Genomic DNA, 14,548 nt, shown 5'->3' with positions numbered 1-14,548 from the left:
TCACTCCCCGAAGACGGCGCGACGCGGGTTGTCGCGGTGGATGGCGTCGAGCGTCTCGGCGGCGATTCCCGACTCGACCGCGAGCGCGCGGAACTCCTCGAAGAGGAAGGTGTACCCCGGGCCGCCCGCCGCGCGCAGGTGCGAGCGCTGGCAGACGTCGTGGGAGAGCAGGATGCTGTCGGCGTAGCCCGCGTCGATGAGCTGCCGCAGATACGACAGCCGCCGGTCGATCTGCGGGCGGACGAGCTCGCCCCCGACCCGGCAGGTCATCAGGCAGTCGAACTGCACGAACGCTCCACGCCGCGCGATCTCGAGCGAGTAGTCGACGCTCTTGACCGTGTCGGCGTGACCGATCGCGACGCGCGAGGGGTCGACCCCCTCCTCTCGCAGGATGTCGAGCTGCGCGAGACCGGTCGGGAAGGTCGGTGCGTGGGTGGAGATCAGCATCCCCGTCTCCCGTCCCGCCCTCCCCGCCGCGCGGAAGGACCGCTCCTCGGTCGCCGAGATGTGCGAGAGGTCGGACGCGATCTCTCCGATGACGCCCGCCCGCACCCCCGTGCCGGGGATCTCGTCGAGCAGGTCGGCGATGAGGTAATCGGCGATCAGGTTCGTCGGCGTGCGATCGAACCAGAGCCGGTCGAGGTACGTCTCGTAGTAGTGCCCGGTGCCGAGGATCACCTGCACCCCGGTGCGCTCGGACACCTCCTTGGTCGCGAGCACGTTCGCGACCGATCTCGAGCCGGTGATCGGGTTCTGCTGCATCGCCCGAAGGTCATCGCTCCACCCCACCGGCGCCGCGTAGTCGCTGAGCTCGCCGTTCGTCAGGTCGATGAGGGTGGCGCCGCCCGCCGCCGCATACAGCGCGAGCTCGGCGTCGGCCTCGGCGGCCACGTTGAGGTACCCGTCCTGCGGCGTCGTGCGCGTCATGTTGATGTAGACGTGCTCGTGTGGGAGCGTGACCCCGAGGTCGGCGGGGCCTATGGGCCCGGTGACCGTGTGCACCGTGTCGATCACGGATGCCCCTTTCCCGCCGTTCGGCGTGCTAGATCGCGATGACGACGCTCTTGGGCTCGCAGAAGCCCAGGAGGCCCTCGTCGCCCAGGTCTCGGCCGAGCCCCGACTCCCCGACACCGCCGAACGACAGCGCCGGGTCGAAGACGTTGTAGGTGTTGATCCACACCGTGCCGGCCTCGATGGCGGCCGCCATCCGATGTGCGCGCGACAGGTCGCGGGTCCACACCCCGGCGGCGAGGCCGTACCGGGTGTCGTTGGCGATGCGCACCGCGTCGGCCTCGTCGTCGAACGCGATGATGCCGACCACCGGGCCGAAGATCTCCTCCCGGGCGATGGTCATGTCGTTGGTGACACCGGAGAAGAGCGTCGGCTCGACGTAGAAGCCCGGCTCGCGGGTGCCGCCGCCGGCGACCAGGGTCGCGCCCTCGTCGACGCCCTTCTCGATGTAGCCGAGCACGCGCCGGCGCTGTTCCTCCGAGACGAGCGGGCCGACGGTGATGCCGCCGTCGAGACCGTCGCCGACGGGCACCCGGCGGACGGCCGCCGCGAGGCGCTCGGTCATCTCGTCGAGGATGGAGCGCTGCACGAGGAGGCGGCTCCCCGCGGTGCACATCTGCCCGGAGTGCCCGAACGACGCGCGCATGGCGGTCAGCACCGCAGCATCCAGATCGGCGTCTTCGAAGACGATGTTCGGGCTCTTGCCGCCGAGCTCGAGGGTGACGCGGGTGAAGTCGTCGGCGGCGGCGTGAGCGACGAGCCGGCCGACCTCCGTCGAGCCCGTGAAGCTGATCTTCGCGATCCCCGGGTGGGCCGAGAGCGCGGCGCCCACCTCGCCGTCGCCGGTGAGCACGCTCACGACGCCGTCGGGCACGCCCGCCTCCTGCAGGATCCTCGCCAGGCGAAGGAGCGTCAGGGGGGTGTCCTCCGCGGGCTTCGCGATCACGGGGCAGCCCGCGGCGAGCGCCGGGGCGAGCTTGAAGGCCGCCGTCATGATCGGGAAGTTCCACGGCAGGATGATCGCCACCGGTCCGATCGGCTCGAGCACCGTGTAGACGTGGTGCGCGCCGCCGTCGATCGGGATGACCGACCCGCCCAGGCGTGACGGCGCACCGGCGAAGTGCCGGAAGGTGCGCGCCGCACTGGCCGTGTCGGCGCGCGAGCGCTCGATCGGCTTGCCGTTGTCGCGGGTCTCGAGGATCGCGAGTTCCTCGAGGTCTGCCTCGATGAGGTCGGCGACGCGGTTCAGGATGCGGGCGCGATCCAGCGGCGCCATCCCCCGCCAGCGCCGATCGGCGTGCGCGGCGACGGCCGCCGCCACCGCCGCATCCACGTCGGCGGCCGTCGCGTCGGCGACGGTGGTGAGCACCTCCTGCGTGGCGGGGTCGACGACCTCGCGGCGGGCGCGGTCGCCGGCCGGGATCCACTCCCCCGCGAGCAGGAACGGCTCGTGGGCCGGCAGGGTGCCGACACGGGATCTGATGCTCATGCGTGCTCTCTTCCTCGGCGCGGGATCACAGGATCCCGAAGTATTCGCGCTGCTCCCAGTCGGAGACGTGTCGGAGGTACCGGTCGAACTCGGCGCGTTTGATCGTCGCGTACCAGTGCACCACCGTCTCGCCCAGAGCCGACCGGAACGCGGGGTCGTCGACGAGGGCGGCGACGGCGTCGCCGAGCGACGCCGGCAGCGCCGGCGCCTCGGTGCGGTAGGGATCGAGGGTGGGGGCGGGCGGCACGAGTCCGCGCTCCATGCCGTCCATCCCGCTGATCAGCTGCGACGCGATGTAGAGGTAGGGGTTCGCCGCGGGCTCGCCGGAGCGGTTCTCGAGCCGCGTCGCGGGGTCGCCCACGCCGCCGACCGCGCGGATCATCGCGCCCTTGTTGTCGATGCCCCAGGCCACGCGGTCGGGCGCGAGCGAGAACGGCTGGTATCGCTTGTACCCGTTGACCGTCGGCGTGGTGAAGGCCGCCGCCGCCGGGGCGTGGGCGAGGAGCCCGGCGAGGTAGGCCGACCCCACGAGACTCAGGGTCGTCCCCTCCGCCTCGGGCACGAAGGCCGCGGCCCCCGTCGTCAGCTCGTAGAGCGACTGGTGCAGATGCCAGCCGGTCGAGGCGCCCTCGACACCCTGAGGCCGAGACATGAACGTCGCGTGGTAGCCCAGGCCGCGGGCGACGCGGCGCACCGCCATGCGGCACAGCACGATCGCATCGGCGATCCGCGCAGCATCCCCCGCCTCCATCGTGATCTCGAACTGGCTGTGCCCGAACTCCAGCTCGATAGAGCGCAGCGGGAGGTCCAGGAGGGTCAGGGTGCGGTAGAGCGCATCGACGAGAGGCTGCATCGCGTCGAGCGACTCCTCGTGCAGCAGCTGCGCCCCGCGCGTCGTGGGGGCGCAGACCATCGCGTCCCCCGGGCGGCCGGGCGCGGCGACGTGCGCCGTGGCGAGCTCTTCGTCGGAGAGTCGGAAGACGTGGAACTCCAGCTCGGCGCCCACCGTCATGCCGTACCCGCGGGAGGCGAGCGTGGCGAGCTCGGTGCGCAGGATCGACCGCGTGCAGAACGGCACGGGAGCGCCGTCCGGAAAACGGAGGTCGCAGAGGATCCAGGCGGTGTTCTCGGTCCAGGGCAGCACGCGGAAGGTCTCGGGGTCGGGCACGAGCACGATGTCGCCCGCTCCGCTGAAGCCGTCGACCCCCACCCCGGTGTCGGCGGAGAAGACCGAGAAGACCGACTGGCCCGAGGTGTCCTTCAGCAGGAGGGAGCTCGGCACCGTCAGGCCCGAGCGCATCGCGGCCGCGACGCCGGCGCGGGTGATCGTCTTCCCGCGCAGGATCCCGTGCTGGTCGACGAACGAGAACCGCACCATCTCGATGCCGATCTCATCCATGACCCGGCGCATCTGGCCCGCGGCCGCGTACTGCGCCTCGTTCCAGAGGTCGTGGCGCGAGATGAAGCCGTCGCGCTCGGCCGCGAGCATCGGCCGCGCCGAGACGCCCCCGCCGTTCTCGGAGACGGGGCGCTCGTCGACGTTGCGCTCACGCATCGACGGTGGCTTCCGCGGTGGCGAGCGGGCCCGCCCACGGCGAGGCGTCACGGCGCTCCCGCTCGCGCTCGACCCAGCGGGTCTGCCACGCGTCGTTCGCGGCGATCGTGTCCATCGCGATGGGTCCTGTCAGTTCGGTCGCCTCGGTCTCGCTGAGCGGGTGCGACGGGGTGCGCGCCCCGGAGGCGAAGGCCTCGATCGCGCGGAGGAGCAGGCGACGGTTCGCGCTCACCGCGCGGTCGGAGACGCCCAGGCGCTCGACGGTGCGGTCCTGGATGGCTCCCATGCTCTCCACCGCCCACTGGTCGTGCACGTTGATGTCCAGGCCCATGCCGGTGTAGGTGAGCTCCTTCTGCTCGACGGGGTCGAAGCCCCAGTTGTTGCTGCGGTTGCGCAGCGGCCGGTACTCGGGGAGGCTCACGCCCTCGAGCCGCTGCTGCAGGAGGGTCTCCTTGTCGGTGGGCTCGGCGAAGTCGTAGAAGATCATGTACCAGTACGACGTCTCGTCATCGATCGGTACGTGCCACTGCGTGAAGACCTTCGAGTTGCCGAAGGGGACGACGAACGCGTTGGGGAACATGAGGTTCGTCACGCGCACGTGCTTGATGTCCTCGGTGAGCTGACGCAGGGCGTAGACGCGCAGTCCGTGCTCGGCGTTCTCGACCTCGATGTCGGGGCGATAGCTCTCGCCGACGAGCATCGACAGCTTCTTGCCCGTGCCCTCGACCTCCTCGGCGAACTGCTGGCCGTACATCTCTCGCGGGTCCTCTTCAATGAAGCGGTGGAGGAACGATACGTGGCTGGGGTCGATGCCGCCCTCGAGGCCCTGGAGCCAGTTGCACTCCCACAGCCCCTTGAAGGCGAACGTGTACTCCTCGGGAGCGACGAAGCAGTCGTAGTGCGGGAACGGCGGCGGGTCACCCGCGCCCATGTACGTGAAGATGATGCCGTTGCGCTCCACGCACGGGTAGTTGGCGATACGCACCTTGCCGAGGAACTGGCTGTGGTCGGGCTCAGCGGGCTGCTCGACGCACCGACCCTCGCCGTTGTAGAGCCACCCGTGGTACAGGCAGCGGATGCCGTCCTCCTCGAGGCGCCCGTACGACAGGTCGACCCCCCGATGGGCGCAGTAGCGGCTGATCAGCCCCCAGCCCTCCCGCTTCTTGAACAGCACGAGGTCTTCGCTCATGATGCGCACCTGCTTGACCGGGCGTTCGCCCGGCATCTCCGACACCAGGGCGGCGGGCTGCCAGTACGAACGCAGCAGGTTGCCGAGCGGGGTGCCGGGCCCCGATCGGGTGATCTTCTCGTTGTCTTCCTGCTTGAGCATGCGGTGCGCTCCTTCAGTGCGTGTCGGTCGGTGAGGATTAGGCGTCGAGGACGAGCAGTGGGCACGAGGCGCGCGAGACGCAGACCATCAGGCAGTCGCCGTTCGCCTTCTCCTGCGCGGTGAGGACGAAGTCGCGGTGCTCGGGATCCCCCTCGACCACGCGGGTCTCGCAGCTGCCGCAGATGCCCTCCTCGCAGTCGGACAGCACCTCCACGCCGGCGCCGCGCATGACCTCGAGGATGGACTCCTCCGGGGTCACCTCGAGCTCGAGACCGCTGCGATCGAGGCGGATGCGGAAGGGCCCGCCCGGCTCGTACGCGATCTCGGGCGCCGAGAAGTACTCGAGCCGCAGCCGGGCGTCGGCGTCGGGCACCGCATCGGCCAGGGCCGTCAGCATCCGTTCCGGACCGCAGGCGTACACGAGCGCGTCGGGCGATGCGGCGACCTCGGCGATCAGGTCGGCCCGGGTGCCCTCGTCACGGGCGACGACGGTGACGTCTCCGCCGAGGGCCGCGAGCTCGTCGAGGAACGGCATGCGCTCGCGCGAGCCGCCGAGGTAGAGCAGCCGCCAGCGTGCTCCGGCCGACTGCGCCTGACGCACCATGGGCAGGAGGGGCGTGATGCCGATGCCCCCGGCGATGAAGAGGTACTGCGCGGCGGGCTCCAGCACGAAGTGGTTGCGCGGCTCTCGGACGATGACCTCGTCGCCCGGGCGCAGTCGTTCGTGGACGGCTCGCGACCCGCCCCGACTGTCGCTCTCGCGCAGGACGGCGATGCGGTATCGCGGCACCGACGGGTCGCCGCAGAGCGAGTACTGCCGCACGGGCGCCCCGGGCACGACGAGGTCGATGTGCGCGCCGGGGGTCCAGGAAGGGAGCGCGCCGCCGAGGGGTTCGAGCTCTACCGACAGCACACCCTCGGCCTCGCGGGCGAGCCCGCGCACCCGGACGCGGATGTCCGTCATCACTTCCAGCCCTGACATATGTGGATCCTAACATCACAAGTGTGGATCCAATATTACTCACCTGGGCGACGTTCCGCGCCGATCGGGGTCCATATAGACGAGTTCTGTTATCGTTCCGAGGTGCCGCAGCACCATCTGCGTCGGTGAGGAGACACACCCGAATGCCTGATGAGACGATCGAAGCGTCTTCCGCTCACGCTCTCGTCGATGAGATCGCGGCGAAGATCCGAGCGCGGATCATGAACGGCGACATCCCCATCGGAGCGCAGCTGCGGCAGGCCGAGCTCGCGAGCGATTTCGGTGTCAGCCGCACCCCGGTGCGCGAGGCGCTCCGTCAGCTGCAGACCGGCGGGCTGATCGACGTGGTCCCCAACCGCGGCGCGGTCGTTCGGGTTCCCGCTCCGTGGGAGGTGCGCGAGGCCTACGAGGTGCGCGCCGAGCTCGAAGCCCTCGCGGCCGCACGCGCCGTCAGCCGCATCTCGCACGCCGACCTCGACAGGCTCCGCGCCGCCAATCAGGAGATGTACGACCGCTCGGTCGAGGGCGGCGCCCCGGCGCGCGCCCTGGACAGTCGGCAGGAGAACGACGTCTTCCACAACACGATCGTGCTCGCGTCGGCCAACGCGCGGCTCGGACGCGCGATCGCCGAGATCAACGAGACCTTCCCCCGCAACGTCTCCGCACAGCTGCTCGTCAACGACGAGCGCCACCGCGAGGAGAACTACCAGGAGCACCTGCGCATCATCGAGGCCATCGAGCGCGGCGACGCCGAGGCCGCGAGCGCGCAGATGCGCGCCCACGTGCACGGAGCCGGCGAGCAGCTCGCGCGCTGGTACGAGCGCCGCAGCTCGACCGTCTTCACCGGCTGACGCCGCCCCGCGACACACACCTATCGGCCGAGACATCACGCCAGGCGGCGCGTCTCGGCCGATTCGCGTGTCTCGGCTCGCGCCGGGCTCAGCCGAGGGCCGCGCCGGCCAGGAGCAGCAGCGAGACGGCCATGCTGACGTACTGCACCCGCTCGAGCAGGTGAGCACGGCGCAGGCGCGTCGCCGACCAGGCCGCGTACACCGCGGTCGCGGCGACCAGCGGCAGCACGAGCGAGGCGATCGAACCGCCGTGGTGCGCTCCGCCGGTCGGGACCGGCCCGCCCGACATCGCCAGCATCAGCCCCGCCATGAGGATGGCACCGACCGCGGAGTGCACGCGCATCCCCACCACCGCCGAGGGTTCGGCCGGACGTCGCCGCCTCGCCCCGAGCGCCATCGCCAGGGCGACCGTCAGCGCACTCCACCCGACCACGGGCACGAGGTGCACGGCGGTGACGACGTCGAGCATCGCCAGGAACATCACGATCGACAGCGACAGCTCTCGCAGCCGCGGTCGCGGGCGGTCGAGAGCGACGCAGCAGGTTCCGAGGCCGGCGGCCCCCAACGCTCCCGCGTGCAGCAGTTCCGCCGGCATCAGTGGTGATCGTGGTGGTGCGCGTGCGGGTCGTCGCTGCCGTGCTGCACGTGAGCGTGACCGTCATGGTCGTGACCGTACCCGTCGTGTCCGTGCCCGCCGGACGGCGCGTGGCAGGCGGCCTCCTCCGACGGCGGGACGTCGAGCGACGGGTTGCGCACGAAGAAGCCGTCGGGCTCCAGTCGCAGGCCGATCTTGTGGGCCGGCATGATCGGCCACTCCTCCGGCTTCGGGTAGTGGTGCACGCCGACGATCGGCCACACCACGAGCTCGGCGCCGTCGAGCGGGCGGTCGGCCTGCTGCCACGCCGTGATCCCCTCGGCCTCGAGCGGCGCCTGATTCGGGTACTCCCCCGCGATGAACCGCTCGGAGGCGTCGTAGGCGGTGGCCCACAGATGCTTGCCGACGAACGGCGCCTTACGGGCCACGACGCTCCCGGGCTTGGCGAACAGGCGCGTGGTGTTGAGCACGGAGAGGCGGTAGGCCGTCGATTCGCCGAAGCGGTTGGTGTTTCCGGTGTTCTCGATCCGCCAGTGCAGGGCGCGCGAGGAATCCGCCAGGCGCGCCGCATCCTTCTCCGACGAGATGGTCTCCGACACCATCTTCACCGCGTTCCCCCACGGATTCAGCTCGTCGTCCTCCTCGACCTCGGCGTGCACCTCGACCAGGCGGTTCAGCGGCCCGTCGACGGCGGTGTCGAGACGGATGGCGAAGTAGTGCTGGTGGGTGGGAGCCTGCACGTTCGGACTCACCATGCGTCCGAAGGAGGGCATCTTGCCGTCGTCGATGCCGGAGACCGACAGGATGCCGGTGAGCTTGATCTCCAGCTCGATGTTGCCGTCCTGGTAGAGCGACCAGTAGAAGCCGTAGTCGTAGTTCGCCACCGTCGCGAAGAACGAGATCACCAGGCGGCGCGAGCGGCGCACGTCGGCCTCGCCGGTGCGGGTGTTCACGTGCTTCCAGAGGATCGAGTGGTCCTCCTCGTGCAGGCAGATGCCGTTGGAGATCGTCATCGCCTCGCCGTTGCCGTCGAGCACGTGCGCGTCGAAGTAGCGGATCTCGCCGAGGCAGTCGCACCCCAGTTCGAGCGAGGCGGTGAGCGGCCCCGCGCCGTACTCGCCCCAGTCGAAGAAGTTCTTGCGGTACGCGGTCGGGTCGGAGTCGAGGTAGGGCACGTACATCTCGTTGATCGACGCCCGGCGCATGACCGAGCGGTCGACGTCGCCGTCCCGGTACGAGATGTCGTGCAGCACGAGTCCCTCGCGGTGGGTGAAACCGATGTTGAACGACCAGTTCTGCCAGGTGACGCGGTGCCCGTCGACATCGAATCCGGGCCCCTGCGGCTGGGTGATCTCCAGCGGGGCGACCTCGCGATCGGGGCCCCAGGTGCCCGAGCGGTAGTTGCCCGATTCGCTCGCCATCGGGATCACGCCGTGGTCTTCGATGCGTATGACGTCGAGGGTCTCGAGATCGAGGATCGGCACGAGACCGGCCACGGGCCGCGCGTAGCCGTTGTCGTCCACGCTCTCGCGGTACCAGACCGTTCCCCACGACAGTCGGCGGTCGGCGAGGTCTTCGGGCTCGAAGCCCGTGATCGACTCCGGATCGACCCACACCAGCGAGGTGTCATGGATGCCGCGTTTGGCGAGTGCTTCGACGATGAGCGGGTGGTTGCGCGCCGCCTGGGCGATCGCCCGCGCTTCGTCGGAGGAGACGCCCGGACGCTTGGCGTCGACGTCTGCCCAGCCCGAGAGCACCGCATCGCGATCGGTGCCCGAGGTCCAGCCGGTGACCTCCCACGCGGCGTGGGCGTCGGGGTTCATGACCACCAGTCGCACCGGGCGCCCCTGACCCGGGGCGAGGGCACGGGCCAGCCCCTCCTCCACGGCGATGCCCCAGAACCGCGGTCGCTCGCCGATGCGCGCGTCGGCGCGTACCAGGGCGGTGATCTCGTCGATCTCGGTGGGCGTGAGCGGGTCGCTCCAGATGCGTGAGGTCATGGGGTTCTCCTCCAGTGTCAAAGGGTGACGACGCCGACACCGTCGGCTCGGGGATCGCTCGCGGCGTCGAGCAGGTGGCCATCGCGTCGCCGCACGAGCTGCACGTGTCCGGCGACGTCGGCGCGAGAGGGGAGATCGGCCACGGGAACGCCCGCAGCTTTCGCGCCGGCGAGCGCCTCGGGCGCGACACCGGGCTCGGCGGCCAGGGTGAGGCGATCGAAGCCGAGGTCGACGTCTCCGACGATCCATCGAGGCCGCGCGAGGATCGCGTCGAGCGGCTCCCGCAACGACGACCCGGCGGCGAACAGCTGCGCGAGGATCCAGGGCTGCGCGCGACCGCCCTGGCAGCCGGCGATCACGAGGTTCGCGGCGTCTTCCACGATGAGGGGGCACAGGGTGTGGGGCGGGCGGGCGCCGGCGCGCAGAAGGGCCGGCGATGCCGGGTCGGTGCTGAACGCGCTCCCGCGGTTGTGGAACAGCACGCCCGTCGCGGGGTCGAGGAACCCGGCACCGAAGGTGAAGTAGACGCTCTGCACGATCGTGATCGCCCACCCGTCGTCGTCGATCGCGACCACCGAGGCCGTGTCGCCGCTCGCCCGCGGCTCGCCGATCGTCGAACCGGCACCCGGGGCGATGTCGAGCAGGGCGTCGACGTCGATCGGCCCCATGCGCGGATCGCCGAGGTGAGCCCCGCGGGCAGCGACGCCGCGCACGCTCGCGGCCACGAGGGCTGCAGCATCCGCAATGCCCTCCGCGTCGAGACCGCCCGCCACCACACCCGGCACGAGGGCGCCGGCCGACGGCGGCGGTGCGACCGACCAGGTGCGACCGCCGAGGTCGGTCGACAGCGCGGGGGTGATCTCGGGGGCGTAGCCGGCGAAGTCGTCGCGGGTGTGCACGCCGCCCGCACCGCGGAGGGCGGCGACGAGCAAATCGGCGGTCGCGCCGCAGTAGAAGTCGGTCGGGTCGTCGGCGAGGCGGCCGAACGTATCGGCGAGAGCCGGCTGCAGGTACGTGTCACCCTCCGCCAGCAGGTCGCCCGTCGGTGCGAAGACGGCGGTCAGTCCGGGGTCGGCGAGGATCCCCTCCGCCCTCGACGCGATGGCACGCGCGAGCCCCGCGCTGACCGTGACGCCGTCCCGCGCCGCGTCTGCGGCGCCGCGGAAGGCCGGCGCGAGACCGAGCGCACCGCCCAGCGCCGCGATGGCCTCCCAGCCCGCGACCATCCCCGGCACCGTCACGGAATGCGCGCCCTGACGGGGCACCGCCGCCCAGTCCCCCGACGCGGTGTCGATGGCGGCGGGTGCGGTGCCCGCCGCGATCACGGCGGTCGTGGCGCCCGAGGGGTCTCGGACGAGCGCGATGAGGTCGCCGCCGATCGCGCACTGGTGGGGGTAGGCCACCGTGAGCATCGCGGCAGCGGCGAGCGCCGCGTCGAGGGCGTTGCCACCGGCGGCGACCGCGCGCTCACCGGCGGTGACGGCGGCGCGATGGGGGGCGGCGAGGGCGACGGCCATCTCAGAGTCCTCGTCTCTCGGTCGAGATGAAGGAGAGGTCGTCGCGCGATCGCCCTTCGTGAAGGTCGGCGACGGCCTCACCCACGGCGGCACCGAACTTGAAGCCGTGTCCCGAGCACGCGGAGACCGCGATGACCTCGGGAGCATCGGCGAGCGGCCCGAGCACGAATCTTCTGTCTTCGGTCATCGTGTACAGGCACGCGGCGGCCTCGACGACGGAGGTGTCGATGCCCGGCACGTAGTCCGACATCAACGCGCGCAGTGCGTCGATCTCGGCGGGGGTCGCGGGGGCGACGGGCTCTTCGGGGTCCCACACCGGTCCGGCGTCGACGCCGATCTTCAACCCGTTCCCGGCCGCATCGGGGATGCCGAACACGAGCCCTTCCGGGCGGTCGATCGAGAAGGCGCCGAGCCGCGGCGGCATCGCGACGGGCTGACCGGCGGCGACGGTGAGGGTGAGGATGCGCCACACCTCGACGATCGGCGCGAGGGCCGGCAGCATCCGTGCCGCCCACGATCCCGGGGCGACGACCAGGCGGTCGGCCCGGATCTCGTCGTCACCCGTACGCACGACGACCCCGGACGACGTCGTGTCCCAGCCGTCGACGCGCGCGCCGAAACGCAGGTCGGCGCCGTTGCCCGTGGCGCTCGCCCGGAGCACGTCGAGCGCAGCCTCGGCCTCGAGCACCCCGGCGTTCGGATCGTAGACGGCCCCGTAGCCCTCGGGGATCCGCAGGCCCGGGAAGACCCCGGCGACAGCGGCCGGGTCGGCCAGAGCGACGCAATCGGGCCCCTGCAGCTGCGAGGCGCCCTCGTGGGCGTACACCCCACCGGTGCGGTGGATCAGCGTGCGGCCGCTCTCGCGCTCGAGTGCCGCCCACGCGTCGTAGGCCTCGGCCACGAAGCCGTTCCAGACAGGGTTCGGGTAGGCGCGTCGGATCATGCGGGTGCGGCCGTGCGACGACCCGCGCGCGTGGCCCGCCGCGAAGCGCTCCAGCCCGACGACCCGGTGCCCCCGGCGCGCGAGGCTCGCGACCGCCGCGGAGCCGTGCACCCCGAGTCCGAGCACGACGACGTCGGCCTCCACCACGCTCATGCCCCTCCCGACCGATGCGTCCGAGCGATGTGCGCGACCCGGTCGATCAGGGCCGCGAGGTCATTCTCGTCGTTGTAGACGTGGACCGACGCACGCACGACCGCCGAGAGGCCGCGGTCGCCGAGATCCCACTGGCCGTGGGTGGCCGGTACCGACACCACGCGCACGCGGTCGCGGGCGAGCTCGGTCACGACGGTCGCCGACGGCACACCCTCGACGACGAAGGTCACGATCGCCGACGGGGTGTCGACCGCCTCGCCGAGCGAGACGCCGTCGATCTCGGCCAGCGCGGCACGGACGGCCCGTCCGGTCGCGGTGAGCCACTCCTGCGTCTGCGGGATGCCGCGTTCCAACGCTTCGTCGATGGCGACGCCGAGCCCCAGACGGCCGGCGATCGACGCCTCCCAGGTCTCGAAGCGGCGGGCCGACTCCTCGACGCGCCAGTCGGATGCCGACGTCCACTGCGCACCGCGGACGTCGGGGGCCGTGGGGAGGAGGCGCTCGAAGGCGCTCGCCGCGACGTAGGCGAACCCCGTCCCCCGGGGCGCCCGCAGGAACTTGCGGCCGGTTGTTACGAGCACGTCGCACCCGATCTTCCGCACGTCGGAGTCGAGGTGGCCGACCGACTGGGTGGCGTCGAGCAGGAAGAAACCGCCGTACGAGCGCACCAGCGCACCGATGGCGGCGACGGGCTCGACCAACCCTGACGAGGTGGGCACGTGCGCCGCCGTGACGATCGCCGGCGGCCCCTCCGCCAGCATCCGCTCGAGCGCATCGAGGTCGAGGAGACGGTCGGCTCCGGCCGGCACGATCTCGAGGTCGACCCCGTCTTCGCGGGCGAGGGTCATGAGGTGCAGGGCGTGGCTGACGTAGGTGCTGCGCGACGCGATGATGCGGGATCCCGCGCGAGGACGGAGGGCGTCGAGCACGACCCGGAGTCCCGTCGACGCGCTGTCGAGGAGGGCGATCTCGTGGCGTTCGGCGCCGACGAGGCGCGCCGCGGAGTCGTAGACGGCCTCGATGCGGGGCTTGACCTCGATCGCCGCCTCGTAGCCGCCGATCGCCTCTTCGAGCCGCAGGTGCTCGACCGTGGTCGTCACGACCTGCAGCGAGGGGAGGGCGGCGCCCGCGGCGTTGAAGTGCCGTGCGTTCCACGAGCCGGCCGTTCGAGCCCGCTCCCGCGCCACATCGATCGGGGCAGGGGGCTCGACGGAGGTCGTCGACGGCGAATTCGCCACGGGCATCGAGTTCATGGACCTTCCCAGGGGAGCAGTAGGATCCAAACGTAACATAACTGGATCCAATATGAAGGCGGTCGGATGTCACGGATGCTGGGGACGATCGCGCCGCGGGCGATGACGCCCCGCGACGCCCTCGGCGCGACGCTTCTCGGCGACTTCCTCGACCTCGCGGCGCTCCACACCGACGGGTGGGGGTACGCCCGGACCGACGCGTCCGATCGCCCTCCCCTCCTCCTCACCGGCCTCACCCCCGCTCGCGACGCTCCGCCGGCCGAACCCTCCGTGATCTCGCTGCTCTACCTGCGCTTCGCCAGCGCCGGCGCCGCTGTCGCCCCGGAGAACCTGCAGCCCTTCGTCGCGGACGGCATCGCCTTCGCGCACAACGGAGCCCTCACACCCCGCGCGCACGCGCTCGACGCGCTCACCGAGCACGAACGGGCGGAGCTGCGCGGCACGACCGACAGCGAGGTGTACTTCGCTCTCGTGCGGCGGGCGCTGCGCTCACCCTCGCCGATCGAGGCGGGTGTCGCGTCCGCGGCGTCGCACGTCCGTGCGCTCTACCCCTCCGCGTGCCTGAACGCGATGCTCATCGTCGACGGGGCGCTCGTCGTCGTGCACTCCCGGGGCACCGTCGAGCCGCCGCTCGCCGCCTTCGCTCGCCGCGGGGTCGCCGCGGCCGACCTGCCGCCCGGCCATGACGACGCCTACAACGTGCTGGCGACGACCGTCCTCCCCACCGGCGCGAGGGTGGTGGCGACATCCGGTGTCGACACCACCGGCTGGGAACCCCTCGCCGACGACGCGGTGCACGTCTTCGAGCGAGGCGGGGTCGCGCGCTCGATCCCGCTCTGACGCCGAGCACACGGGGTGCGCCCGAGCGG

General features: G+C 71.4%; 12 protein-coding genes. 2 read left to right on the top strand and 10 right to left on the bottom strand.

Features of this window, described 5'->3' with window-relative positions; genetic code table 11:
• Genes DEU34_RS01535 through DEU34_RS01515 form a run of 5 tightly spaced genes read right to left on the bottom strand, consistent with a single transcriptional unit; the run spans position 1 to position 6,367 of the window.
• Entirely contained in the window at positions 1 to 1,014 is a 1,014-nt protein-coding gene (locus tag DEU34_RS01535) for a phosphotriesterase (RefSeq protein WP_183042306.1), read from the bottom strand.
• A gap of 28 nt (positions 1,015 to 1,042) precedes the next feature.
• Positions 1,043 to 2,500 carry an aldehyde dehydrogenase gene (locus DEU34_RS01530; protein ID WP_121148208.1) on the bottom strand — a complete coding sequence of 486 codons (1,458 nt, stop codon included), beginning with the start codon at positions 2,498 to 2,500 and terminating at the stop codon, positions 1,043 to 1,045.
• 25 nt (positions 2,501 to 2,525) lie between these two features.
• Complete coding sequence (locus DEU34_RS01525) at positions 2,526 to 4,055, bottom strand: glutamine synthetase family protein (RefSeq protein WP_121148205.1); 1,530 nt, start codon at positions 4,053 to 4,055, stop codon at positions 2,526 to 2,528.
• The gene (locus DEU34_RS01520) at positions 4,048 to 5,385 is read right to left on the bottom strand and encodes an aromatic ring-hydroxylating dioxygenase subunit alpha (protein ID WP_121148203.1); all 1,338 of its coding nucleotides are present in this window, start codon (positions 5,383 to 5,385) and stop codon (positions 4,048 to 4,050) included. Before DEU34_RS01520 ends, DEU34_RS01525 begins: the two co-directional genes overlap by 8 nt.
• 37 nt (positions 5,386 to 5,422) lie before the next feature.
• Positions 5,423 to 6,367 (bottom strand): PDR/VanB family oxidoreductase, encoded by a 945-nt coding sequence (locus DEU34_RS01515; RefSeq protein WP_259459999.1) that lies wholly within the window; start codon positions 6,365 to 6,367, stop codon positions 5,423 to 5,425.
• Between the two features lie 143 nt (positions 6,368 to 6,510).
• Here DEU34_RS01515 and DEU34_RS01510 point away from each other — a divergent pair, with 143 nt between their 5' ends.
• Positions 6,511 to 7,218, top strand: a complete 708-nt coding sequence (locus DEU34_RS01510) for a GntR family transcriptional regulator (protein WP_121148199.1) — start codon at positions 6,511 to 6,513, stop codon at positions 7,216 to 7,218.
• An 88-nt stretch (positions 7,219 to 7,306) separates the two neighbouring features.
• On the opposite strand, the gene DEU34_RS01505 is transcribed toward DEU34_RS01510, so the two are convergent.
• The 5 genes from DEU34_RS01505 to DEU34_RS01485 are packed head-to-tail and all read right to left on the bottom strand — an operon-like array spanning position 7,307 to position 13,679.
• Entirely contained in the window at positions 7,307 to 7,813 is a 507-nt protein-coding gene (locus tag DEU34_RS01505; RefSeq protein WP_121148197.1) for a hypothetical protein, read from the bottom strand.
• Entirely contained in the window at positions 7,813 to 9,813 is a 2,001-nt protein-coding gene (locus DEU34_RS01500) for a primary-amine oxidase (protein ID WP_121148195.1), read from the bottom strand. Before DEU34_RS01500 ends, DEU34_RS01505 begins: the two co-directional genes overlap by 1 nt.
• A 17-nt stretch (positions 9,814 to 9,830) precedes the next feature.
• On the bottom strand, positions 9,831 to 11,330 hold the full coding sequence (locus DEU34_RS01495; protein WP_121148192.1) for a gamma-glutamyltransferase: 1,500 nt from the start codon (positions 11,328 to 11,330) through the stop codon (positions 9,831 to 9,833).
• A gap of 1 nt (position 11,331) precedes the next feature.
• Positions 11,332 to 12,426, bottom strand: a complete 1,095-nt coding sequence (solA, locus tag DEU34_RS01490; RefSeq protein WP_121148190.1) for an N-methyl-L-tryptophan oxidase — start codon at positions 12,424 to 12,426, stop codon at positions 11,332 to 11,334.
• Entirely contained in the window at positions 12,423 to 13,679 is a 1,257-nt protein-coding gene (locus tag DEU34_RS01485; RefSeq protein ID WP_183042305.1) for an aminotransferase class V-fold PLP-dependent enzyme, read from the bottom strand. Before DEU34_RS01485 ends, solA begins: the two co-directional genes overlap by 4 nt.
• Before the next feature lie 66 nt (positions 13,680 to 13,745).
• On the opposite strand from DEU34_RS01485, the gene DEU34_RS01480 reads away from it, so the two are divergent.
• Complete coding sequence (locus DEU34_RS01480) at positions 13,746 to 14,519, top strand: class II glutamine amidotransferase (RefSeq protein WP_121148186.1); 774 nt, start codon at positions 13,746 to 13,748, stop codon at positions 14,517 to 14,519.
• Positions 14,520 to 14,548 lie beyond the last annotated feature (29 nt).

This window comes from Microbacterium sp. AG1240 (assembly GCF_003635115.1).
Lineage (GTDB): Bacteria > Actinomycetota > Actinomycetes > Actinomycetales > Microbacteriaceae > Microbacterium.
Note: the sequence above shows the minus strand (reverse complement) of the source record. Positions and strands in the feature narration are given on the sequence as shown.

Coding starts and splice junctions, on each gene's coding strand:
- DEU34_RS01530 (WP_121148208.1), bottom strand. CDS start 2,500: ATGAGCATCAGATCCCGTGTCGGCACCCTGCCGGCCCACGAGCCGTTC.
- DEU34_RS01525 (WP_121148205.1), bottom strand. CDS start 4,055: ATGCGTGAGCGCAACGTCGACGAGCGCCCCGTCTCCGAGAACGGCGGG.
- DEU34_RS01520 (WP_121148203.1), bottom strand. CDS start 5,385: ATGCTCAAGCAGGAAGACAACGAGAAGATCACCCGATCGGGGCCCGGC.
- DEU34_RS01515 (WP_259459999.1), bottom strand. CDS start 6,367: ATGTCAGGGCTGGAAGTGATGACGGACATCCGCGTCCGGGTGCGCGGG.
- DEU34_RS01510 (WP_121148199.1), top strand. CDS start 6,511: ATGCCTGATGAGACGATCGAAGCGTCTTCCGCTCACGCTCTCGTCGAT.
- DEU34_RS01505 (WP_121148197.1), bottom strand. CDS start 7,813: ATGCCGGCGGAACTGCTGCACGCGGGAGCGTTGGGGGCCGCCGGCCTC.
- DEU34_RS01500 (WP_121148195.1), bottom strand. CDS start 9,813: ATGACCTCACGCATCTGGAGCGACCCGCTCACGCCCACCGAGATCGAC.
- DEU34_RS01495 (WP_121148192.1), bottom strand. CDS start 11,330: ATGGCCGTCGCCCTCGCCGCCCCCCATCGCGCCGCCGTCACCGCCGGT.
- solA (WP_121148190.1), bottom strand. CDS start 12,426: ATGAGCGTGGTGGAGGCCGACGTCGTCGTGCTCGGACTCGGGGTGCAC.
- DEU34_RS01485 (WP_183042305.1), bottom strand. CDS start 13,679: ATGAACTCGATGCCCGTGGCGAATTCGCCGTCGACGACCTCCGTCGAG.
- DEU34_RS01480 (WP_121148186.1), top strand. CDS start 13,746: ATGTCACGGATGCTGGGGACGATCGCGCCGCGGGCGATGACGCCCCGC.